The 22,007-nt window shown below is 65.6% G+C and carries 27 protein-coding genes and 1 pseudogene; 20 read left to right on the top strand and 8 right to left on the bottom strand.

Annotation, left to right across the window (positions count from 1 at the left end):
* From AB0L82_RS43370 to AB0L82_RS43345, 6 genes are all read left to right on the top strand, one after another.
* Positions 1 to 948, top strand: a 948-nt coding sequence (locus tag AB0L82_RS43370; RefSeq protein ID WP_364651447.1) for a hypothetical protein, incomplete at its 5' end; no start/stop codon positions are given.
* A complete protein-coding gene (locus AB0L82_RS43365; RefSeq protein WP_364651444.1) occupies positions 945 to 1,937 on the top strand; it encodes a DUF2637 domain-containing protein in 993 nt (330 codons plus the stop codon). The genes AB0L82_RS43370 and AB0L82_RS43365, both read left to right, overlap by 4 nt.
* A 94-nt stretch (positions 1,938 to 2,031) precedes the next feature.
* Complete coding sequence (locus AB0L82_RS43360) at positions 2,032 to 2,469, top strand: hypothetical protein (protein WP_364651441.1); 438 nt, start codon at positions 2,032 to 2,034, stop codon at positions 2,467 to 2,469.
* Positions 2,470 to 4,076: 1,607 nt separating this feature from the next.
* Complete coding sequence (locus AB0L82_RS43355) at positions 4,077 to 4,394, top strand: hypothetical protein (RefSeq protein ID WP_364651438.1); 318 nt, start codon at positions 4,077 to 4,079, stop codon at positions 4,392 to 4,394.
* Between the two features lie 175 nt (positions 4,395 to 4,569).
* Positions 4,570 to 5,379 (top strand): AAA family ATPase, encoded by an 810-nt coding sequence (locus tag AB0L82_RS43350; RefSeq protein WP_364651435.1) that lies wholly within the window; start codon positions 4,570 to 4,572, stop codon positions 5,377 to 5,379.
* Positions 5,376 to 5,798: a hypothetical protein gene (locus AB0L82_RS43345; RefSeq protein ID WP_364651432.1), complete on the top strand. Its 423-nt coding sequence runs from the start codon at positions 5,376 to 5,378 to the stop codon at positions 5,796 to 5,798. The genes AB0L82_RS43350 and AB0L82_RS43345 overlap by 4 nt, the downstream gene beginning before the upstream one ends.
* 57 nt (positions 5,799 to 5,855) lie before the next feature.
* On the opposite strand, the gene AB0L82_RS43340 is transcribed toward AB0L82_RS43345, so the two are convergent.
* Positions 5,856 to 6,188 carry a hypothetical protein gene (locus AB0L82_RS43340; RefSeq protein WP_364651429.1) on the bottom strand — a complete coding sequence of 111 codons (333 nt, stop codon included), beginning with the start codon at positions 6,186 to 6,188 and terminating at the stop codon, positions 5,856 to 5,858.
* Complete coding sequence (locus AB0L82_RS43335) at positions 6,185 to 6,700, bottom strand: AsnC family protein (RefSeq protein WP_364651426.1); 516 nt, start codon at positions 6,698 to 6,700, stop codon at positions 6,185 to 6,187. The genes AB0L82_RS43340 and AB0L82_RS43335 overlap by 4 nt, the downstream gene beginning before the upstream one ends.
* A gap of 463 nt (positions 6,701 to 7,163) precedes the next feature.
* Between AB0L82_RS43335 and AB0L82_RS43330 the strand changes: the two genes are divergently transcribed.
* Complete coding sequence (locus AB0L82_RS43330; RefSeq protein ID WP_364651423.1) at positions 7,164 to 7,502, top strand: hypothetical protein; 339 nt, start codon at positions 7,164 to 7,166, stop codon at positions 7,500 to 7,502.
* A gap of 22 nt (positions 7,503 to 7,524) precedes the next feature.
* Here AB0L82_RS43330 and AB0L82_RS43325 read toward each other — a convergent pair whose 3' ends face one another.
* A complete protein-coding gene (locus AB0L82_RS43325; protein WP_364651420.1) occupies positions 7,525 to 7,869 on the bottom strand; it encodes a hypothetical protein in 345 nt (114 codons plus the stop codon).
* 125 nt (positions 7,870 to 7,994) lie between these two features.
* Here AB0L82_RS43325 and AB0L82_RS43320 point away from each other — a divergent pair, with 125 nt between their 5' ends.
* Positions 7,995 to 8,234, top strand: a complete 240-nt coding sequence (locus AB0L82_RS43320) for a hypothetical protein (RefSeq protein WP_364651417.1) — start codon at positions 7,995 to 7,997, stop codon at positions 8,232 to 8,234.
* 207 nt (positions 8,235 to 8,441) lie between these two features.
* Positions 8,442 to 8,924, top strand: a complete 483-nt coding sequence (locus AB0L82_RS43315) for a hypothetical protein (protein ID WP_364651414.1) — start codon at positions 8,442 to 8,444, stop codon at positions 8,922 to 8,924.
* 461 nt (positions 8,925 to 9,385) lie between these two features.
* Here the strand turns inward: AB0L82_RS43315 and AB0L82_RS43310 are convergent, their stop codons facing one another.
* The 5 genes from AB0L82_RS43310 to AB0L82_RS43290 form a co-directional block, all read right to left on the bottom strand.
* The gene (locus AB0L82_RS43310) at positions 9,386 to 9,673 is read right to left on the bottom strand and encodes a replication protein RepB (RefSeq protein WP_364651411.1); all 288 of its coding nucleotides are present in this window, start codon (positions 9,671 to 9,673) and stop codon (positions 9,386 to 9,388) included.
* The gene (locus tag AB0L82_RS43305; RefSeq protein WP_364651408.1) at positions 9,670 to 10,641 is read right to left on the bottom strand and encodes a replication initiation protein; all 972 of its coding nucleotides are present in this window, start codon (positions 10,639 to 10,641) and stop codon (positions 9,670 to 9,672) included. Before AB0L82_RS43305 ends, AB0L82_RS43310 begins: the two co-directional genes overlap by 4 nt.
* Before the next feature lie 200 nt (positions 10,642 to 10,841).
* Positions 10,842 to 11,561, bottom strand: coding sequence for a hypothetical protein (locus tag AB0L82_RS43300; RefSeq protein WP_364651405.1), 720 nt, complete (start codon positions 11,559 to 11,561; stop codon positions 10,842 to 10,844).
* A complete protein-coding gene (locus AB0L82_RS43295) occupies positions 11,531 to 12,091 on the bottom strand; it encodes a kinase (protein WP_364651402.1) in 561 nt (186 codons plus the stop codon). Before AB0L82_RS43295 ends, AB0L82_RS43300 begins: the two co-directional genes overlap by 31 nt.
* A complete protein-coding gene (locus AB0L82_RS43290) occupies positions 12,088 to 12,921 on the bottom strand; it encodes a GntR family transcriptional regulator (RefSeq protein ID WP_364651399.1) in 834 nt (277 codons plus the stop codon). The genes AB0L82_RS43295 and AB0L82_RS43290 overlap by 4 nt, the downstream gene beginning before the upstream one ends.
* A gap of 557 nt (positions 12,922 to 13,478) precedes the next feature.
* Between AB0L82_RS43290 and AB0L82_RS43285 the strand changes: the two genes are divergently transcribed.
* The 11 genes and pseudogenes from AB0L82_RS43285 to AB0L82_RS43235 all read left to right on the top strand — a co-directional run.
* The gene (locus AB0L82_RS43285; RefSeq protein WP_364651396.1) at positions 13,479 to 13,922 is read left to right on the top strand and encodes a hypothetical protein; all 444 of its coding nucleotides are present in this window, start codon (positions 13,479 to 13,481) and stop codon (positions 13,920 to 13,922) included.
* 83 nt (positions 13,923 to 14,005) lie between these two features.
* Positions 14,006 to 14,251 (top strand): hypothetical protein, encoded by a 246-nt coding sequence (locus AB0L82_RS43280; RefSeq protein WP_364651393.1) that lies wholly within the window; start codon positions 14,006 to 14,008, stop codon positions 14,249 to 14,251.
* Positions 14,248 to 14,610: a hypothetical protein gene (locus AB0L82_RS43275; RefSeq protein WP_364651390.1), complete on the top strand. Its 363-nt coding sequence runs from the start codon at positions 14,248 to 14,250 to the stop codon at positions 14,608 to 14,610. The genes AB0L82_RS43280 and AB0L82_RS43275 overlap by 4 nt, the downstream gene beginning before the upstream one ends.
* On the top strand, positions 14,607 to 15,356 hold the full coding sequence (locus AB0L82_RS43270) for a hypothetical protein (protein ID WP_364651387.1): 750 nt from the start codon (positions 14,607 to 14,609) through the stop codon (positions 15,354 to 15,356). The genes AB0L82_RS43275 and AB0L82_RS43270 overlap by 4 nt, the downstream gene beginning before the upstream one ends.
* Positions 15,353 to 17,473: a hypothetical protein gene (locus tag AB0L82_RS43265; RefSeq protein WP_364651383.1), complete on the top strand. Its 2,121-nt coding sequence runs from the start codon at positions 15,353 to 15,355 to the stop codon at positions 17,471 to 17,473. The genes AB0L82_RS43270 and AB0L82_RS43265 overlap by 4 nt, the downstream gene beginning before the upstream one ends.
* Positions 17,474 to 17,478: 5 nt before the next feature.
* Positions 17,479 to 17,940, top strand: a complete 462-nt coding sequence (locus AB0L82_RS43260) for a hypothetical protein (RefSeq protein ID WP_364651380.1) — start codon at positions 17,479 to 17,481, stop codon at positions 17,938 to 17,940.
* A gap of 188 nt (positions 17,941 to 18,128) precedes the next feature.
* Entirely contained in the window at positions 18,129 to 18,383 is a 255-nt protein-coding gene (locus AB0L82_RS43255; protein WP_364651376.1) for a hypothetical protein, read from the top strand.
* A gap of 6 nt (positions 18,384 to 18,389) precedes the next feature.
* On the top strand, positions 18,390 to 18,728 hold the full coding sequence (locus AB0L82_RS43250; RefSeq protein WP_364651373.1) for a hypothetical protein: 339 nt from the start codon (positions 18,390 to 18,392) through the stop codon (positions 18,726 to 18,728).
* Between the two features lie 38 nt (positions 18,729 to 18,766).
* A complete protein-coding gene (locus tag AB0L82_RS43245; protein WP_364651370.1) occupies positions 18,767 to 19,396 on the top strand; it encodes a hypothetical protein in 630 nt (209 codons plus the stop codon).
* Entirely contained in the window at positions 19,396 to 19,899 is a 504-nt protein-coding gene (locus AB0L82_RS43240) for a hypothetical protein (RefSeq protein WP_364651367.1), read from the top strand. The genes AB0L82_RS43245 and AB0L82_RS43240 overlap by 1 nt, the downstream gene beginning before the upstream one ends.
* Before the next feature lie 6 nt (positions 19,900 to 19,905).
* Positions 19,906 to 22,007: pseudogene (locus AB0L82_RS43235) on the top strand (hypothetical protein); the annotation flags it as partial.

Below are 22,007 nucleotides of genomic sequence, written 5' to 3'. Positions count from 1 at the left end.
CCGCAGACCGATCCGCTGGCGCATGTTCGCAAACTGCAGCAGGAGTTGCGCCAGGGCGCACCGCGGGTGGCCCGGCCCGATTCTCCGCACACCCCTGAGGATCGGTCGGCGGCCCAGCCGGATCCGACGAGCATTCCCGATCAGGGCGGCAAGGTGCCCTACGTCCTGGACTCCGATCAGCGAAAGCACTTTCGGGAGAACCGGGAGGACTGGAAGGCGTTCGTCGCCGACCATGTCCCGGCTGACCGTCAGGACGAATGGCTCACGCACCGCGAGCAGGTGCTCGATCATCACGAGACCATCGCCAACGACATCAACACCGCTCTGCGGGATACGAATTCGCCGCTGGTGTGGCGGCAGATGGCGACCATGCAACCCGAACGAGACGCGACCGAACTGCGCACCGAGTTCGCGAAGTGGTGGGTCAACGGCGGCGCTGCGCAGTACATAGCAGAGCGCAACGACCGCGGAGTCCCCGAACGCGCGGAACACAACAGCATCCCGCACGCGCCGAAGCCTCCCGCGTCGGACCACTCGCAGCGACCACAAGCTCCCGAGACTCCCGAACGCGATTCCGTCGAAAGCGATCGTGAGCGCGAACGCCAGATCAGCGACTTGACCGCCGAGCTGGCGCGAGTGCGCGGCGAACGGGATGAGGCGGTGGCCAAGCTGGTCCGCCGGACTCCTGCGGCACAGCGCTACGGCAGCCCGCAGCGCCGGGCCGCCGAGCGACCGGAAACCCCGGAGGCTCCCGACGCTCCGGAAGCTCCGGAATCGCCCGATCGCGAGGAGTTGCCGACTGATCGCGACGAAATCGACCACGACCGTTCGGATCTGACCGATCTCGGATCGACGCCGGACTGGTCGGGGATTCCCGAGCCGCCCGAGCCTCCGGATCTGGAACCGCTGCCCGCGCGCGGCGGGGGATGGGACGGGTTCGAACGATGACCACCGTCGACCATCCGCTCGGCGTCTCCTGCGAGCGCGAGAACAGCGCGCCCGCGTCTCCTGCCTCGATCGAGGAGACGCAACAGGAGACGATCGCGCCCCACCAGGAGACGCTGACCAACTTTTCAGGAGACGAGGAGGAGACGATGGAGCAGAACCCGCCCCGGCGCGATTCTGTCGAAATGGCCGCGTTGCTCATGGTGATCGCGGTACTCATGGTCGCGAGCGGATGGTCGGCTATCGCCCTGCACGGACTCGCGCAGGCCTCCGGCATCACCTCATGGCTGGCCTGGGGTGCCCCGGTCATCGTGGACGGACCGATGATCCAGTCCGCGGTCGCACTGGTCGTGCTCAAGCGGCGTGCGGCGGCCGGCGCCCATGTCGAGGACGGTCAGCGCGCGTTCTTCTGGTGGATGCTGGCGGCATCGGAGCTGATCAGCCTGGTCGGCAATGGCGCACACGCTGCGATGAGCGAGACGCGCAGCATCTCGGGCTGGGCGGCTGCCGCCGTCGCGGGTGCCGCACCGATTGCGGTGATGGCAGTCATGCACGGGCTGACGATCCTCATCGAGGTGTTCGGCCAGAGGCACAAGGCTCCCGCGTCGCCAGACAACACCGTGCGAACCGGTTCGGTGCGCCCGTCCGAGGTGCCGTCTCCTGCCGTCTCATCAGGAGACGCTGCCGTCTCCTGCCCGTCCCCTACCCGTCTCCAGGAGACGACAGAGGAGACGCCGTCCGTCTCCTACCCGTCTCCTGGAGACGCACAGGGGACGACCGAGGAGACGGTCGAGGAGACGGCAGCGTCTCCCATCGAGCGTGATGCCGAGATCTGGGCGCTGCATTCGAGCGGCAAGAGCCTGCGCGAGATCGCCGAAACCATGGATCTGTCCAAGAGTCACGTCGGCAGAATCCTGGCCCGGCTCAAGACCGAACACGCAACCGACACCGACGACGAGGGCGGGGAGGTGGTGTTGCAACTCGTTCGCTGACCAGCCCGTCGCGGCGGCGGGCCACAAGGTCCGCCCCGCGTTCACCCTCTCTTTTCCCTCACCAGCACATTCCACTATCTCTTTGGAGGACACCATGACCATGTCGGATTTCGACCTCATCAATGCCGAGCTGGCCGGGCCGACCGGTCCGCGCAACGCCTTCGGCCGCGACGCCACACCGGGTGACGAACTGACCGGGGACATCATCGGCGCCGAACGTCGGCACCGCACCGTGGACGGCAAACCGCTGTACTGGGTGAACCGCAAGCCCTCGACCGTCGAGGCCGGAAGCCCGGTCATCGATTCGGTGCTCATCTTCCAGACCACCGAGGAGACCGACGAGAACGACGACGGGCAGCGATTCCTGCGCCTGGACACCGACGTCAAGACCGCGCTGAACCAGGCCCTTGCCGCGGCCGGAGTGAACGCCGTCGCGCCCGGTGGCCGACTCGAAGGGTTCACGTTCCTGCGCAAGGCCACCAGCGGAGGCCGCGTCTACGGCAACGGGAAGTACCTGCCCCCGAGCGCATAGCCCGCAGCCCGAACAAAGCCCCCGACTTACCGGTCGGGGGCTTTTTCGTGTGCCCGTGTCCCGAGTGTCGTGTCATCTTCTGTTAGCTCGTTCTTCGCCCGCTCCCTCCGAAAGCGTTTTCGCCGAGTCCGTGGCTGGGTCAAGGGTGCCCGCCAGGGCATCGGCGCAGCCGACGCGAACGCGCCCTTGACGCTGCCTCGGACTCGGTCACAATCTGCGCTGAGGGAGCGGGCCAGCGGCTCCGGACGTCCAGCGTTGATCTCTGGTGGCAACCGGCGGGCCATTCGATCAAGGTCAAGAAACGGCCGAGAAACGCTCGGGGTGGACCCCGAGAAAAGGTCGAGAAAAGTCGTGACAAGAAGTCACGACTTTTCTCTAGGTCACTTCTCCCTGAATACCTACCCTCAGCTGCGGTTTTGTGGGTGCCCGTCCCACCCCCACCCCTTGGAGAGCACATACCCACTACGTGTGCATGTGCTCTCCAAGGGGTGGGGGTGGGACTCTTTTTTGTGTGTGGTGAGGGTAGGTATTCAGGGAGAAGTGATGAGTTGGGTAGGTGGTTGAGTTTGGGTGGTTATGTTGCGTTGGGTTGGTGGTTCCGCGAGGGGCTAGCGTGTCAACGTCGGCCGTGAACGGCCTTTGGTTGCCACGCTGTTGCCCCCTCGCTAGCTTGGGTTCCTCCGGCGTGCTGGGCACGTCGTGCATGAACGTGGCGGTTTGACGCCGGACTCGCGTGCCGTGGACTGCTTGCGACGCGGCTGACGGTAAGTCGGTGGTGCGCCGGATTTCCAGCGCGGACCGATGTGCTGGGCGAGTGCAGGAGATCGGCGTAGTTCCGCGAGCTCGCGCTCGCGCGTCGTTCCGCGCGGCCGTCGTGGTGGGTGTCCTCTCCGCTCGGCCTGATCTGGGGCTATCACAGCCGGAACCTGACCCGCGTCGTCGGCATGGCATCCGGCGGTTGGGTGGGGATGCGCGGGCCAGAACCCGGCTGTGATCGGAGACGCCCCAGGCCAAGCGGAGAGGACACCCACCCCGCCAGAACCGCGCTCCACTTCGGAAGGTCTGCGCCCTGCGGGCCGCACACGGGGGCGCTGCCCCCGGACCCCTGCTCTCGGCGAGGCCAGGCCTGCACAGAGAGGGGCAAAGCACGCTGCCGCCCGCCGGGCCGTAGCTCTACCGGACCTTTCTCGGGCAGCCTCACCCCCGCCGCGGGCGTGTGTCCGGCTGGCGGATCTGTCCGTGGAATCGCTCGATTCCGAGAGCCCGGCCCGTCGATTTCCGGGCCGCTATCGCATGCCTTTGACCTGGGGAAAGCACAAAGTGCAAGAGGTGTGTACGGGATCCGGGGCTTTCGGGCTTTCGGGGCTTCAGACCGCCGGGTGAGTTGCGAGCGGATGGAACGCGTCGTGGTTGGTGAGCGTCGAAGTGGGATATGGGTGAGTCGACGAGGGTGATCGCGATGTGGCCGCGGGCGGAGAGCATTGCCGAGCGTTGGTCGGCGGCGCGCCTGAGGATCCGGTTGCAGCTGGTCTACGGGCGCACCGCCGAGCGACGCCGCGCCCGCATCCTGGCCCGGCGCGCGGAAATCGATTGGCAGAATCATGGCCATGGCGCTGCTACCCCGCACGAAGGTGCGCCGCCCGAATCTGGCCGGCACTCCCAGCGCTGACCGCGTCGGCTGGATCGCCCCGCCCGGGCACTACCCGGTCGAGCTCGACGGTGACTTTCTTACCCCGGACGGTGAGCCGAACACCAAGACGACGGAGCGGCGGGACCCGCCCGATGAGTCCGGGAACTGGATAGTCGTGTGGTGGCAAGGCCGCGAGCTGGCCGATGGCACCCGCGGTTCGGGGATCTACCGTTGGGAGTACGTGCCGTGGCTGGAGGTCCTGACCGAGCACACCCCCGAATCGCCGGGAGCGTAGCTCTACCGGAGCTCTCGGCGTCGGTGTGCACCTGCGCGTGCAGCTCGCTTCGCGCCGCTGGCGATGCCTGACTGCCCTGCCTATGTGAGTAGGCCACAAGCCCATACCGTGCCCATACACGCGTATGTGGCGCGTGCACCCTGGTATGAGGCCCGAAAGGTCGTATGGTGCTGGCGTGCGAATCTATGCGATTGCCAACCAGAAGGGCGGTGTCGGCAAAACCGCCAACGCGATCAACCTGGGCGCTGCTCTGGCCGAGCGTGGCCAGCGAGTGCTGGTGGTGGACTTCGACCCGCAGGGCCATCTCACTACCGCGATCGGCGCGAACAAGGCCGCCGCGGGCGGCGCGAACTTCGCGCGCGCGTTGTTGGGGCAGTGGACCGGGGAGCTGGGCGAGTTGGTGCAGGAGGTCAGCGCGAACCTGTTCGTCCTGCCGTCGAGCGATGACATGTTCCTGCTCGAACCGGGCATGTACGGGCGTACCGGCCGCGAGTTCCTGCTGAGCAATTTCCTCGAGCCGTTGGCCTCAGTGTTCGACGCCGTGGTTATCGACTGCCCACCGAGCCTGGGCGCGCTGAACGACAACGGCCTGACCGCCGCGCGCCAGCGGGCCGCCGACGATCCGATCCAGGGGACCATCGTGATTCCCGTGCAGGCCGAGGATTCGAGCCTGGAGGCGTTGCGGCTGTTCCTGCGCCAGCTGGTGACCCTGCAAGAAGGGCTGCGGATCCAGGTCGATATCAGCGGCCTGGTGGTCAATCTGTACGACCGACGCAAGGGCGGCATCGCGACGTCGACCATGGCCGCGTTCGAGCAGCACCCCCTCGACGTGCTGGCCGTGTTCAAGGACCGCAAGGAGTTGCGCGAGGCGTGGCGCGCGCACAAAACGGTGCTCGACTATGCACCCGATTCCGAGATCGCCGACGGCTTCCGCGCCTTGGCCGTGCGCGTAGATCCGGCTCTCGCACCGGCGGTGGCCTCATGAGCCGCAAGAATCCACTGCCCGGCCCGGATGTGTCCGGCACCGACCCGAACGCGGTCCTGCGCTCTCGGATCAACCTCAGCATCCCGGTCGGCGCACCGCCGAACCCGCCGCCCGCACCCGCCCATACACCGGTACGGGAGGGTGGAGAGCCTGTACGGGCAGGCAAAGGCGGCACCCGTCCCGATCCGGTCGGGATGCGCCGCACTTCGCTGTACATCACCGCGGAAGCGGCTGAGGCGCTGGAGCGAGCCGCGGACCGTATTGTCGAGATCCTCGGTGATGGCACGCCCCGCCACCAGGCCCTGTCGGCGCTGCTGCTGGCCGGGGTCAGCCAGGCCGATGCGGTGACCCAGGATCTGGCGCGCCAGCGGGCCGCCGAACTCCAGGCCCGCCTGGCCGCTCTGCCGCCGCTGACCTGAGTAATACCCGCCCATACACGCGTTTGGTCAGTTATTACGCGTGTATGGGCATCGGGTTCAGTAGTCGAAATCGGGATCGGTGAGCAGCCGGACCACGAACAGCACCCCGGCGCGGAAATCGTCGCTGACTTCCTCGGTCTCGAATCGCTCGTGTGCGGCCCGCAGTTCGGGCACCGCGGTGAGCGCGGGATTCTCGGTGAGCTCGAGCAGCAGGCAGTCCTCGGGATCACGTCCGGCGTACACGCTTCGGTCCGCGCCGGGGCGCCCGAGGAATCGGTCCTCGATCTCGCGGGCGATCTCGGCTCGGGTTTCCTGCCCGGACCGCCGGCGGATCTCGTCACCGAGTCCGGCCAGGTCTTCGGCGAGGTCGGCGGCGCTCTTGCGGGTCACCGGTTCGCCCAGCGCTCGTGCGCGGACTGGCGGGTCATGCCCGCCGCGCGCCCGATCGCATCCCACGACGCTCCGAAGTCGCGCGCCTGGTTCACCGCCTCGGTGAGTTCGGCCTGGGCGGCGGATACGGCCTCGGCGGCGTCCTCGATCGCGTTGAGCGCCTTGAACGGGGCAATATGGTGCTTCCACTCGGCGTAGGTACGTTCCTCGGCTTCCTCGGGTGGCCACGCGTCCTCGCTGTACGCCCGATAGCGCGCCAGATCCTGCTCGGCGGCGGTATCGACGCGTTCCCAGCGCGCACCTCGCCAGTTCCCGCACTCGCACAGCGGTTGCCACGCCACCACTTCCGAGCGTGGGCGTTCTTCCCACAGGCTCGCGTCACGGATCGGCGTGCCGTCGGCACGGGTGGTGGCCGAGACCGTTCCTGCCCCGTAGGTGCCTCCGTACATGCCGTCGGCGAACACTGCCGCCACCCAGCCCTCATGCTTGCCATCGTCGGTTGCCCAACTCATATCTGCCTCATTCCGTGTCGTCAGGATCTCCTGACAGTCTATCGTATGTCAGGAGATCCTGACTGAAGATTAGGCAATATATGGATGTGTGTACTGAAGTATTACGCGCCCATACACGGGTCCAACCGGGGATTTGTCTTCGCCGCCGCCGGGGGATGTATCGAGGGTTCTTCCTGCGGAAGGGGGAACCCTGGGCGGTGCAGCGTCGCGAATACAGGCTTTCACCGGTCGCTTCACCGCGCTCGGGTGTTGCGGCTTAACAGCAACACGGAATGGCCCACCGAATGACACACGGAATGACACACGGAATGCGCTCCGGCCGCATTCGACCGGAGCGAGGACACATCCATATGTGGAAATGTGCGCACTCATGCATGTGTGGTCGGCGGGTCCGAGGGGTCGGCTTGGGCTGCAACCGGATTCGGCCCGGAGCACCGCGGGGTGCGTGGCACAGTAGGTAGCCGTGGCCGAATCCGCGAGAGACCAGACCGCGACATTACGCGCGGTGCGTGCGCGCCTGCTGGCCGGAGAACAGGTCAGTGTGGAGCTTCTGGTGGGATGCCTGGATCTGGCTCTCGCTCAGTTCGATGTCCTGGATCGATTGCGGGAGCAGACCGCGGTGCAGTACGAGCACGCCGAAGCGCTCAAGGACCGCGCGCGGGTCGAACGATCGCTGGTGCTGAATTACGTTCGCGAGCACGCGCATGCGCATCCGGAGCTGGAGGAGCTGGTCATCCAGTTGGAACAGTCCGCGATCAACGACATCGCCGCGGAAATGGATCGGGACGACGACCCGAAATAGGGGGCAGCGGAACCGTGTTCGGTTAGAGGTAGGCCCGGCCAGCTTCTGTAAGTCTGGCAATTAGGACTTCTCGTACCACTGGGTGTTCTTTCGCATAGTCCGGATCTCGCTGCCAGATGCGCATTCTCACCATCTTGCATTCGAGCAATCCCCGATTATCGAGACTGCGAACGCTTCGACGGACACTTGCCCAGTCGGCTTTGCCTTCAGCCAGCCACCAGGATTGACTGATGCGAAACCAGTTGTCACTGTTGGCTTTCCGGCCGATTAGCTCGGCCGTTCTCTCCCTGGACTCAAGCTCTTTCAGCACTTGGATCTGGCGCGATCCCAACCCCTTGGACACTTTTTCAATATTAAGTGCATCCATCCCCTGGATCGATCGTGATCCAATGATTCTGCTCCCAAAAGAGTGCTGCCCCCCACCTGTTCCAGCAGGTGAGGGGCGAGCTATGAACCCAATGTCCAGTCGCGAAACAAAACATCGAGGCATCAATGAGCGTAGCCAAGTCAACAGCTCGTGAGAACTTCAAATCCCTTCCCGCAGGTGAGGAGCCGATCCGGCGTGCCAGACATGGCTCGGTCACCGACCTGGCCGACCTGCTCGGACTGATCGCGATCCTCGTGACCTCCGTGGTGCTGGTGGTCTTGTTGGGCGCTGCCGCTGCGTCGGTGCTCGCGGCAGCAGGTGGTTTTGTCGTTGTCTCCCTGCGGCTATGGCTCCGGCGCAGATGAACACGACAAACTGATTCGCTCGGGCTGCCTTTGCGGACCGTCAACGTGCCGATGTGTGCGCATTGACGGATGCATTTGCAATTTCAGGCGAATCAGACTGTGCAGCACGGGTTTTCGCCGGTCCGGTCATGCCGAGGTTGTCGGTCCCTCTCCTTACCCTGGGTGCGCAGGGTGCGCGAATTGCGCTGATGGAAGGGGATTCCAGGAATGACTACACGTCGTACGAGGCTGGCTCGGACGCTGGCCGCCCTCGGCGCGGCCGGCGCGCTGATGCTGTCGGTGTCCGGGTGCGGGACCGATTCGCCGAAGGAGCAGATCGACCGTGAGCACAAGGCGGCGAGCGTTCCGGTGTTCAAGCTCCATATGGCGCACGATCTCTGGTCGCGGACGAACCGCGACAGCAGTCGGAATGTCGACAAGCCCAAGAGCCTGGCCGATGATCCGGTAACCGGCATGGCCACCATCGAGCTGACCGGGCCGCAGATGGTGGACTACCTCCAGATCCTGGATTTCAACGCGCACAGCGACATCGGCGCGCGCGACAAGTCCCTGGCGGTCAGCGTCTACGACGCGGTGGCCCCCGTGGTGGACAGGATCCAGACGCCGCCCGCCCCGAATGCTCCGGCACCCGAGATCACCGTCAGCGCCGCCGTCACATCGGCCGCGGCCACCACCACGGCGCCGAAGTAGATATCCGCCCCATCGCGCTGTGCACCTGGGCCGGAGGTGTCCGAATCAGCGTGACCACTCGCCCCTGCTGACTTGAGCAATACCTGCCCATACACGCGCATAGGCGGGTATTACGCGTGTATGGGCAGAGGGTTCAGGCAGCGCGCGGGGTGTTCTCGAATCGTTCGATGTCGTCGCCGGTGATGGTTTCCACCAGCGCGCACCCGAGCAGGGCAAAGCCGACTGGGCAAGTGTCCGTCGAAGCGTTCGCAGTCTCGATAATCGGGGATTGAGCCCACGAAATGCGGTTCTGGCCTCCGCTAACCCCCACTTATCGGAGGTCAGAATCAGGGCGATTCCCCGAGGAAAATCGTTGCCTAGGAAGGTATTCGGAGCGTCCCGCACGGCGACGTGGTCGGTCAGGATTCGTTCCTGCGGAGCCGACAACTGACACGTCCCACGCCTTGCGCCGGACCGCCGGATCAGCCCGCCCGTTTCACCGGCTGCCTGTTCAACAGGCCCTCCCGGCGGGCGATATGCAGCAACGCGCCCACGGCCCCGGTCGAGATCTCCATGTCGTCGGCGATCTCCTTGTACGACCAGCCCGCGTTGCGCAGCCGTGCAGCGCGCTCGCGTCGCTCCCGCGCTCGCGTCTCGAAATCGTCCCGGGGCTCGGCCACCAGCCGCTGCGCGGTCCGCACAGATGAACCGAGTCGTTCGGCCAGCTCTCGGGCGGTCACACTTCGCCGCTGCGGTGCCTTTGCGCTCATGTCGCAATCTCCAATGCGGTTGCCAGGTCAAACTTGGTGGCGCGCTTCCGGTTCGCTTCCCGCTTCGCTTCAGTCATGACTCGTCCGCCATTCCGTCCGCGCCGGGCCTGCTCTTCGCTGTAGGTCCGAAGGATGTGCTTCCAGCTCCAGCCTGACACCGACCGGGAAATAGCGCCTACCTCGGCCCAGCTCATCGGCCCGGCGCTGAACGCGGGCCCGATGATCGCCTCGTTACGGTCCCAAGCGTAAGCGAACGCGACTTCGTCCCACTCCTGGCGCTGCTGGTAGTCCCGCACTCGCGTGTAGGCCCACTTACGCTCCATCTCGAACAGCGCGCAATTGCGCCCCGTGAGCGAATTCGCCAGCAGCGTGCGCTGTTCGCGCTGACTCGTGGCCCGCCGCGGTAGCGCCTTCAACCGCGACAGCGGCCGGGCCAGGTCCGCGAGATCGTAGAGCGCGGTCGCCGGTCCCCACAGCGGCAAATGCGCCGCATGCATCGGGTTCTTAGTGAACGTCCCGGCATAGGCAATATCGCCGCCCAGAACCGTGTTCAAGCCCTGTTCGATCCGCGCCAGCAGATTCACCGGCGCGCGCCGCGCCGCGTCGGTCAGGACGACCGGGGTCTTCCACGCGTACACGATGTGCCCGTCCCGGGTGTGCGCGTTCATCGGGATGTACGACGGCGCGGGCAACCCACACAGCGCGGTGATCTCATCCGCGCGCCCACCGTCGTGATCCACGATGGTCAGCGACTGGATACACGTCGGATTCGCCTCGATATAAGCCTTCGTAAGCGCTTTCTCGCGCGACATCCGATACTTCGGACCATCCTTGCGATCCCCCGCCATCGGATAGCGCGGCAGCCAGGACCCCTCGAACACCGTGTCGAAGGTCGGCTCGTCTGGATCGCACCACTCGGCCTCGGGATCGTCCACCCCATCCACGAGGTCCGTCACATCGAAGGTCACGCCCGACACCCTGCCACCCGATCTCTCCATGTTGGGGTACGACACGCCAAGCCTAATCAGATATTTCGTACGCGGGGGTGCTACCGACCCCATTTAACTGCAATTTATTGGGGTACGACGCGCCAACCCTAATAGGGCGTTGGAGCACACCCGACAATTCATGCTTTAATGCGCATATCACTACTAATGAATGACTGGCTTTACAGAGATTTCTTGACCTGGGCCAGCAAGTACGCACTGCGCTCTGGCCGTCCCGGCAGCTCGTCCAGGCGTGATTGCTCCTGGTGGAGGGCGAACTGAAGTTTGCCGACTTCCTTGGGAGGTAGGCCCTTTCCAAGCAGAGAGACAAGAGGAGTGCCGACGAAGCCCGCCGCACCAGCCGTGAGCGATTCGCGGATGTGTCGGGCGGAGCCATCCCACAGCGCGAAGCCAGGTGCTACCTGGCGAATTTCACCGATCTGGGGGATTTTTACCTTGGCGAGCTTGCCGCCAGCCGGAAGGCATCCGAGAGCAGCTGCGCCGCGGGCAATGTCAGGGCTGAACGGTAGGCCGAACATGGGATGGCTGTAGACAGTCGATCCGCTTGGCAGTCCGGACAAGAACGCCAAAGCCTCAGTGTCTGTACGGATTCCGCGCATAACAGCCATTGGAGTCACGTGACGTAATGCGGCTGCTGTTAGGTCTTCAGGTTCCCATGCGCAAGCCAAAAGCTTGTCAGGGCCAATCACGTCGACCCATAGATCAAGCACCGCCGCACGCTCTGCCGAGCTGAGTAGATCGCCGCGGGTCGTAGAACCGTTGACCAGGAACCAATCGACCCATGTATCGCGGGCCTGCTCGGCGTGCCGCCGCGTGGCCTGCATATCGATGCCAACTTTGGCGGGGATGTTCAGTGCAGGGACGACGACGGAAAAGCCCATGAAATCACTTTCTGGCGGATCCGCTCGGCCGCACTTGCGGCGGAGACGAGAGACGTGTCAATGAAGAGATCAGGGTGCGAGAGGTGCCCGGTCTCGTTCCATGCTTGGAGGCGGGCCGCAGTATCGCCCGTTTCGCGAGCTTCTATGCGAGCCGTCGCAACTGCGCGCGGGCACCAAAGCTCTACAACCGTCCATCGAACCGCCGGCGCCGCTTGCCGCACGGACTCGACGGCTTGCTCCTGGCCGAAGTGCAGCACCGGAATTTGGTTGGCGGCCAAAAGTCGATCCAGTTCTGGGCGATCGATGACGTAGAGCGAGGAGTAGCGCTCGTTTTCCCAGAGCACGGCGTTCGCGCTCCGTAGCTGACCAACCTCATCGGTCGTTGTCATTCGATACCCGGCGGTGCGGCCGGATCCAGCCTTTAGTCGCCGGAATAGCTGAAACCGGGGGTCGGAGTCTTCCAGTGCACTGGTCACCGTGTCCTTGCCAGCGGCCGGGCCGCCGTATAGAAGCACTCCGGCCTCGGTCACAGCGTCGGCTCCAGCGACTTCAGGAACGCCTTGGCTTGTGACTGAATCGGTTCGTCGTCGGGGTTGTTGTTCACGATGACGTGCGGCCAGGGCGGCGTGAACTCCAGATCCACATTCCCCAGGTACTCATCCCAATGGCCGAGTTTCCAGGTGTCGCGCGCGGCGCCGCGCCGCTCGATATAGGACCGCATCGAGGCCGAGGAGCAGCGGATCCAGATGACCGACATGTCGGCACCTACTCCGGCTACGGCTGCCGCGGTTCGTTCCAGCCATGCGGAGCTGGTGAGTTCGCGCAGGTAGGGCGCTGTCGCAATAGAGCTGACGCCGCAGCGCAAGTTTTCCATCACGGTTGCCTCAAGGCATTGGTACTCGGCGGGCCGGACGACCTTGAGATATGTATCTGATTCCCGATCCGCGATGGTCGATCCGAATTCCACCAGGGCCGCGTCAACTACAGCCCGCGTCAGCGTGTCCTTGTCGAGGATTGGCCAGCCGCTCTCGCGGGCAAGCACGCGCCCGAACTCGGTCTTTCCGCTTCCGGCATAGCCGCCGACGAAGACCACGCGAGGACGGGACGGAGCAGGCCGCGCCATGGTCGTGTCGGCTGGTTCAGCCACAACACGGCCAGACCGTGCGCGGCTGATGACTAGACCTTCATCGACGAGCACGTCCATGGCCTTGTTGACGGTTCCGATCCCCACTCCCCATTGGCTAGCCAAATCACGGGAGGACGGCAGCCGATCGCCCGGACGTAGCCGCCGGGCCTCGATGTCGTTGCGCAGTTCGCGCGCAATCTGAGCAGACCGCGCGTCACTGATCTGTTCAGCCATAACTACTGATCCCCTGCCTGATCGCTGTATATGCACTCAAACGGTATCAGCTGGCTTCTTATGCCCTCACCGTGTGCCCGCTCGTAGCTGGGAAGTTCCCGAAGAGAACCTCAAGAAAACGTGGACAACTGAACTGTTCAGAAGTAGATTGTGAACAGTTCAGTTGTGTTGGATATCTCTTGGAGGGAGGGTTGTGATGCGGATTCCACTCCTGTTGGTCCTCTCCGCATTGGCCCTGTTGTCACTGTTCAGCGCCCCTAATTCTGCTTTTGACCTTGCACTGCTCGTGCTGGCTGGGTGGTTCATGGTTCGAGGCTCTGGACAGTTCAGACAGCGGCGTCGGGCGCGACGATGATCGGGTCAGTTGCTCGTACAGACGCGATGGTGGTGCGCGGGATCGGCTCCGGCCTGTCGCTGCTGCCGGTGGCGATGCGCCTGGTGCTGCTGGCACTCGCGCTGTTGGTGGCGATGGCTGGATGCACGGCCGCTTGGATTGACCAGCAGTCTTACGTCCCATCGCCGAATGTTTGCAGGTCGGACGAGGTTGCTCGTACCGATTGCGTACACGTAACTCCGGCGCACGCTCCGGTGGTGTCGCGATGATCGGCCCGCGTGATGCGCGTACCCGTGATCTGCCGGATCCCGATGGCGAGAAGTTCGGGGTGCCGACCTACTACTGGGGCACCGCTCCGGCCGGGCTGGGCGAGACCGAACGTCAGCTGGCCAAGCATGAGCCGCCGCTGCGGCCCGGTGACAAGAAAGACATTGCCGCGCAGTTGATTCGGCCTCGCGGTGGTAGCCGTGGACCCCTGTTCGCGTATCTGTACCGGGTCGAGGACGCGGTACCCAAGCGGGAAGCGCACCCGTGGGAGAGAGAGTCGCTGGCGCGCGGACACCGCACCCAGTCCGAGGACGCGATGCGCCGCCGTGGAATCGATCCGCTGCCCGAGAATCCTTCGGTTCCCGAGCGTTCGGGCGGTTGGGACGGGTTCGAGCGATGAGCGCCAATCGTCGGTCTAACCGCGGTAATTCGCACGCCAGGTCGGTCACACCAGCGGTGGATCGGCCCCGTTCGGAGCGGTCGGTGTCCGGCATACCGGAAGAGGCGGTGCTGACCCCGATCACCGAGATCACGCATCTGGCCGAGGCCGCCACCCAGCTCGGGCAGACCGATCGCCAGATCTGGGTGGACAGAACGCCACCGCCGTCCATCAAGACCCCGGGCCGCGTTCCCGGCCAATGGCTGATGTCGGGCGAGCGCCTGCCGGAGCCGCTGTCACAGCCCATCCGTCCTGCACGTCCTGAGCCTTGGGAGGGGTTCGAACGATGACCACATTCGATGTTCGCGCGGGCGGTCCCGCCGCGGACTTGACCGCCGCCCGGTTCGAAGCCATGGCCGCCGAGGTCGCCCAGCTGCGTGCCGCGCTGGCCGCCAAGGACCGGGAAATGACCGAAATGACCAGGCGGGTCGATGATCTGCTCGACCGCGAGTCCATGCACGTCTACGACCCGGACATGGAACGGCTGACCACCGCCGCCGCCATGGATCGCAAGGCCAGCCCGCCCGCGCGGTCGGCCGCACATTCCCCGCTGCACACTTTGCCCGCCCCCGAACGCCCGAACGTCGCTGATCAGGAGCGCACCGGGGCGTGGGTGCCGGGTATCGAGTGGGACGGGTTCGGGCGATGAGCGCGCGTCTGGGCCCGCGTGATATCTGGGCGCTGCTGTGGGTCGCCCAAATGTGCGGTGTGCCCATGGATGTGCTGGGTCAGCTGCTGGCGGTGTGGCCGATGGGCCGCGAGGACCAGGTCAGCGCGAGCGAGAAGAACGCCTACCGGGTGGTGCAGCGCTGGCGTGCGGCCGACCGGGTGATCGAGGACAAACTGCGACCGGTCCCCGGCCCGTTCTGGGTGGTGACCGAGAAGGACACCGCCTCGGCGCTGCTGGGTTTCCGTGTCCCGGAATGGCTTCCGTCTCCGATGATGGCCGCGCACACCACCGCGCTGGCCCGGTTGCGGCTGCATCTGGCCGCGGGCAAGACCGAGGACACCTGGATCTCGGAGCGAATGCTGCGCCACCGCAACGGATATCTCACCAAGCCCGGTGAGTCGATGCCGCACCTGCATGACGCGCATTGGACCGATGACCTCGGTCATCTGCACGCGATCGAGGTCGAGCTGACCCGCAAAGGCAGCGCTGAGGCGCGCGCGACTATGCAGGCCGCCTACGACGCCGCCGCCGATATCGGCGCGACCCAGCTCATCTACTACTGCGGCTCGGACGAGGTCTTGACCCGCGTGCGTGCCGCGTCGGCCGATATCACGCCTCGATTGGGCGGTCCGGAAGTGCGGGCCAACAACGCATCCCAGATTTTCAAACTCGAACCCGCACGCCATGAGCTGCCGGTTCGCGCTGCCGGAGGTGCAGCATCATGACCGAGAACCCTCTGTTCACCGATCGCCCGGCTGATTGCGCGCCGCTGATCGATTTCCGCGCCGACTGCAATGCTCCGGCCCCGATCGCGGCTCCGGCCCCGGCTACGGACTGCACGCCGGTATTCACCACACACGACTGCCCTGTTCTGCTCGCGCAGAGCGGCGCGGATCCGACTGCGGGACAGCCGATTCCGCCGATCACTCCGCAGGCTCCACCGATTCACGGGGTTGAGCATCTGCCGCAGTTGCCGGGCCTGCCGTCGCTGTCGCTGCACGATGTCACCGCGGGCTTGGAAGTGGCCGGCGTCTTCGGCGCGACGATCGTCGGGGTCGGCGCGGCGGCGTTGGCGGCCTCCTGGATGTGGGCCTGGACTCCGGTGCGGCTGCGCAATTTCGCACTGACCAGCGCCTCGATCCCGGGCGCGGCCGTCGCGCTCGATGGCTGGTCCGGCCCGCAGCAGGATGTGCTGCGCGGGGTGGATGAGGTTCTGGCATCGATGCCCATGACCGGTATCGCCTCGGCGTCGGTGGCGCTGGTTCCGGCCGGGCTGGTCTTCGCCGCGATGATGGCCGCGCGCACCGAGCACTTGCTCGACACCCGAGGGCGACGCTCCCCGGACCGCACCGACCGCGCGGCCTGGGCGCGACACATGAAGCTGATGAAGGCCGCCACCCGCGCCTCCCACGCCGAAATCCCGTTGACCACGGGCACAGTGAATCCCGAGTTCGTGCTCGGGCGCACCGCCTACACGACATCCCAAGCCCCGGTGAAGTCGGCGGCGGGCCGCCTGCTCGGTCACCATCAGTCGCTGTTCACGGTGCCGTGGTTGGCCTTTCGTGAGCACGGGGTGTGGATCGGTAACCCGGGTTCGGGCAAGACCACCGCGCTGGAGCGGGCCATCATCTCGTTCTGGGCGACCGCGTGGCGACGTCATCACCAGTGGTGGCGTTCGGACAAGGACCGTCCGGGCCGCCCGATGGCGGTGATCTTCGACCTCAAGGGCGCCAACGATGCCCGCAAGACCGCCGCCCGCGTGAGCGAGGCCGCCGCCAATCTCGGGATCCCCGAATCGCGGGTGCTGATCTGGCCCGACAACAAAGCCGAGACGTTGTCGCTGTTCCTGGGCACCTGCGAAGAGCAGCGGCCCTGCTTCGAGGCCCTGCTCGGGGTCGCGGACAGCAGCGGCGTCTCGGCCGAGGCCGCCTACTACATGCAGATGCGCAAGACCATCGCGCACCTGGTCGTGAACATGCCCAACAAGGCCAAAAAGCTTGGCCCCGGGGAGAACCCGGTCCGCACCTCGGATGAGTTCCTGGCGCGGATGGACCAGGACACGCTGGAGTTCGGCTGGCACGGGCACCCGGCCGAACTCAGCGATATCACCGCCATCACCCAGGGCAAGGCCCCGGTGCTGCCCGCCGATCGCGCCATGGTCGCGAACCTGTTCCGTGACCTGGGTCCGGCGTTCGACGGCACCCGCAGCATCACCGACTACGACCTGATCTATTGCTGCCTGGAGGGCACCACCGCCCCCGATATGGCCGCCGCTCAATTCCGGGCACTGGTCGCATTGATCGTCGGACTGGCCTCGGTCGACCACAAACTCACCGTGCAGCTGTTCTGCGACGAATTCGCCCAGGTCTGCGGCGAAGCAGGCGCGGCGCGGATCGTGGAGCTGCTGCGCTCGGCCGGAGTCGGATCGCTGTGGTTCGCCCAGTCCTGGATGGGGTTGGGCGCCAACGACGATGCCCGTCATCGGCTGATCGATTCCTGCTCCGGCGGGGTGTTCATCATGCGCTCCTACAGCGCCGGGCAGTTGGCCGAGAAGATCGGCACCCGCACCAAATACGCGCTCTCGCGCAAGTTGATCAGCGGTGTCCGCCATGGCGACGAGGGCAACGTCCAGCCCGAGGACAAATTCCTCATCGATCCGAAGATCCTCGCGGCGTTCGAGAAGGGCGACATCGTCCACATCGTCGGCGGCAAAGCCACTTTCGGCCACATCTGCCCGTTGGACCCCGACACCGTCCGCCCGCTTCCCGGGCTGGCCGAATCCACCCTCCCCGACCCCGAGGCCGGTTCCGGCCCGGCTACCGCCTTGCAGAAAGCCGCGTGAACGCCATGAGCATCGATCCGAACAACACCAACGACGACGAGATCCTGGTCGCGAAATTCAACGCCCAGCTCGCCGAGACCACCGACGCCGAGCAGGCCATCGAGGCGATGACCGCCCCGCGAGTGCCCTCCGGTGGACGCACCGAGGACTGGGTCAAACCGGGCCTGGAAACCGCCGCCACCGTGCGCGACACCATCCGCCGCTGGACCCCGGCAGCGGCCGGGACGGGGATCTTCCTGGCCCTGCTGTTCGCGCCGCTGACCGGCCCGCTGACGGTCTACACCCTGGGTTGGGCGCTGTTCGGATTCTGGATCAGCCTGGGCCGCCCCGGAATTCGCGACACCGCCGCCCTCGGGGCCCGTGCCGCGGTCACCGTGTGGGGCTGGCTGGCCGCCGCGTACCACGCTGCCGCGCACCTGCTGCGCCGCCGCGAGTCCGAACCCGCCCAGCGTCCCGCGACCGCCTGACTGCCCCTTCGATTTCAGTAATACCGATTGGATTGGAACGAAACCCTATGTCCTACAACGGAACTTGCGCCTACTGGCAGCTTATGGAACCGGCCGGGCTGGTCGAGTATCTCTACCGCCTCGCTTACGCCAGCGGCCCGGACCTTGACCCGAGGCCGCAGTACTGGAAGGACGCCAGTCGTTACGTCGTGAGCTTGGTGGTCTCGGCTCCGGCCGGGCCGCCCGCCGGGCCGGTCGCGCTTATCGAGCGCTTGTCGACCGAGGCGCTGGCCGAGGTCTGGGCCGGGTGCCCCGAAGAGCTGTCCTGGATCGCCGCGGACGCCATGCGCTCTCCCCGCCAGCAGGTCATCGCGGGCGTACGTGCCGAGCTGGCCCTGTTCTTCCAGGACGAACTCGACATCGCCCGCTGGCACCGCAACAACCCCACTACTTCGCAGGAGTAGGAACCCATGTCCGACAAGCCGATTGACAACGATTTCCGCTCCGGACGACCAGGTCGACTGGGCTGGATGGCGCAGCGACTGCGCCGGGCAATGCTGTGCGTCGAGCTCGAATTACGTGGGCTGACCTTCTGCGTCGGCGGTGACGAGGTCTCCGTCCTGCTCGGCGTCCTCTGGTTCGACGTGTGCCCGCTGCGAGGCATGTCCGGTTGGGCGGTGGATTACCCGCATCTCGACTTCGAGGACGAGCACTGCGGCATCGAGATCGCCCGCACGGATGGAGTCCTGTTTCCCGTCCGTGTCCTGGTCGAGCTGGCCAACTCCCGCGACTACAGCTTGCCCCTCTGATTTCCGTATTTAAGTAACACCGATTGGAAGGAAAAACCATGAACCGCAACGATATTCGTGCCACCGGGTTCGGTGTCGCGGGCGGGATGATCGCGACCTTCGCGGCCATCGCGTTCGTGGAAAACGACCTCGACACGAAGATCTCCGAGGCGATCGGCCGCTGGCGGCTCACGCCGACCGAGCGCGCCGAATACGACGCGATCCGCCGCGAGCGCACCGAGCACGACGCACTCAAAGCCGACCGGCGTGAACAGGAGCAGGCCGATCTGCGGGCCAAGTTCCGTCCCGATCTGCTCAGCCGATCAGCGACCGCGACCGAACTCTCACAGCTGTCGGTCACCGAGCTGATCAGCGAGATCCGCTACGCCCGCGGGCATCGTGCCCAGGAACGCCGCGATATCGGGTACGGCGCTGCCTCGCTGTGGAATCCGCAGGTCGACGCGTTGGCCAGCGAGTTCGCCCGGCGCACTCCCGCACGAATGTCCGTGCTCGACAACGCCCGCTACTTCGCCGCCTACAGCTACGTCAACGGCTACGACGACGAATGGATGCCCATCGCGGCCAGCGACTCGCCGATGTGGGAGCCGCCCGCGATGCCCGCCGCCGAACAGCCGCAGTACCCGCCCTACCCGGACTTCACCGGGCCTGTCACCGCGAGGGAGGCGTGATGTCCGTACCCATCGTGTTCGGGGCGGTCCGCGCGCTTTACGGCGTCCGGGTTGAGGACGCGTTCGTCGTCTACGACAGCCATTGCGTCGATGTTTCCGACCGTGCGGACATGTGCCTGTCGATCACCGGCGCGGATCCGTGGAACGCCTCGGAATTGACCACCGCGCTGGAAACCGGCCACGGCTACGGGCGGCAAGTGCTGCGGGCCCGCGTGGACTGCGGCGGCTTCTCGATCAGCGAGGTGACCGTCTATGGCGACGCCGAGGATCTGGCGCTCATTCGCGAGGCGCTCATCGAGTTCAGCAACACCAGCACCGACAATCGCGAACTCGCCGTGTTCGGTGCGCTCTACCAGTACGTGCTCCACGAGCAGGAATCCGTGACCACCGCACTCGATGCCACCGATTACAGCGTTTTGCAGCGGTTCTGGGACTTCCTGACCCGTTACCGGCCTCCCCGGCGACCGGTCGAATTCGCCACCGTCGACACCACCAAGGAGTAGAAACCCATGTCCGACAAGTCCATTGACGAGGAAATCTTCCAGGAGCTGGCCAAGCTCGGCAAAGGTGCCTTGCACGCCTACGAGGCATGGCGGCGCGCGCACCCGAACGCGACCACGGTGCCGCGCAAGGTGTGGAAGCAGATCGATCTGCTCGGTCGTGACGAGCGCTGGAACGCGAAAATCGCTGTCCGCCAGCAGCTTCGCGCCCAGGCCGATCTGCGCGAGCAGCAGCGCGAGGCGCTGTTCGCTCGGCTCGAACAGCAGGTGAGTGGTCACCGTCAGGCCAGGTTGAACTGGCGCGGCGGCGAGGCTCCGACCTGGAAGCAGCACCAGCACCGTGAATGGGAACTCGCACGTCAACGCCGTGAGATCGAGTTGTCCATCGCCAGCGCCGGGGTGCTGTCGAAGGAGGAGCGTGGGCGCGCGGTGCAGGCGCTGGCCACCGCCGACCGCGCATATCGGCACAGCGACAAGCAGATGAGCGTGCGTGGCGGGGTGCTGTCGAAGCTGGAGGCGTTGAAAGCGCGTGTGTCCGAACGCTTCTCGCGGATCCGTCTCGGGATTACCGAACGCGGGCGGACCGGGGTGAGGCCGCGACTCGATCGGCCACAGCCTGCGCGCAGTCCCATCGAGCAGCGCAATGATTTGCGGCATCTGATCGCCGAGCGTCGCGACATGCAGCTCACCAGCCGCACCCTGGCGGCTCGGCTGCGTGAGCGTGGCCAGAAACTCGGCTTGTTCACGGCCGACGCGCAGACGATGGTGCAGGGCCATAGCCGCAATCTCTACGCGCTCGACCGCGAGATCCACGATCGAATCCTCGGCTCGGGCATGAGCTACGACGAGTGGCGCGGCGTGCAATTCGAGCTGAACGAGCGCACACCCGAGTACGAGGCCACCGCGAAGTGGCTCGAACGCAAAAGCACCACCGATCTGGAGGACAGATTCCGGATCGCTTCCTGGCCAAGCCACGTGGACCGGGTGAAGGGCCCGGACTCGCTGCGCCGCTGGGAACACGATGACCCCGAGCGAGAAGAGGCAGCGCGGCGCGAGTTCCTCAATCCGCCGGCGGATTGGCGGCCGACCGATCTCGACGCGCAGGACCGGTTCATGTTCCTGGTCGATTCCGAGCACAACCCCGGCCCCGCGCACGTGCAGACCTTCGGATACCCGCAGTCCGGATACGACTGGGCCCAGCGCAAGATGTCCTGGATCGCCGAACCGCACGAGAACGTCAACATCATCGTGTGGGACCGCGCGATCCCCTTGGACGCGAACAATCGGATCCGCGGATTCGCGATCGACAGCATGCACGGCCTGTACGCGCACCTCGATGGCCAGCTCGATCGCCGCTACGACTATTTCCGTGACGCGAGCATGCGAATGGCGCGCGATCGCAGCATTCCTGATCAGCTCAGCGTGCCGGGCATGGAAGACCTGCATCAGGATCGGGCCTTGCCGTGGACTTCGGTGCGTGCGGGCAATATCGGCCGCGGCGACCGGATCCATTCGGTCGGGGAGTCCGGGCGCGTGTGGACGACGAAGGAAGCGGAGTGGTTCGACAAGAAGCTGACCCTTGAGCAGCTCCAAGCCACGTTCGCCCACATCGAGCGCAACATCGTGGACGACTTCCACCACGAGTACGGGATGGGCTGGTCCGAAGAGATCGAGCAGGCCCGCTTCGCGCTCGATCACGCCGACTACCTCGATCCCGAATCCCGCGCGCGGGCCCGGGAAATCCTGACCGTCACCGAGACCGAGGCCAAGCTCGGACAGCACCCCGATCGCGACCTGTGGAATGCGGTGCTCTACCAGGGCGAGTTCGACCGCTGGAGCCGTCTGCAAGGTCCCGACGTCCCGGAGCGGTCAGTCCCGCAGGCTCCCGGGTTGTCGCAAGAATGGCCACAAGAGTGGCCGTTCGACGGTGCCGAGGAGAACTGGCGCGAATCGCTCGGTCCGCAGAACCTCGACACGCCCTGGAAGACACCGCCGGAGGTTCCGGAATCGGCTGTGCCGCAGACCGATCCGCTGGCGCATGTTCGCAAACTGCAGCAGGAGTTGCGCCAGGGCGCACCGCGGGTGGCCCGGCCCGATTCTCCGCACACCCC

It is taken from the genome of Nocardia sp. NPDC052001 (assembly GCF_040680615.1).
Lineage (GTDB): Bacteria > Actinomycetota > Actinomycetes > Mycobacteriales > Mycobacteriaceae > Nocardia.
This window is presented reverse-complemented; position numbering and strand designations above follow the sequence as displayed.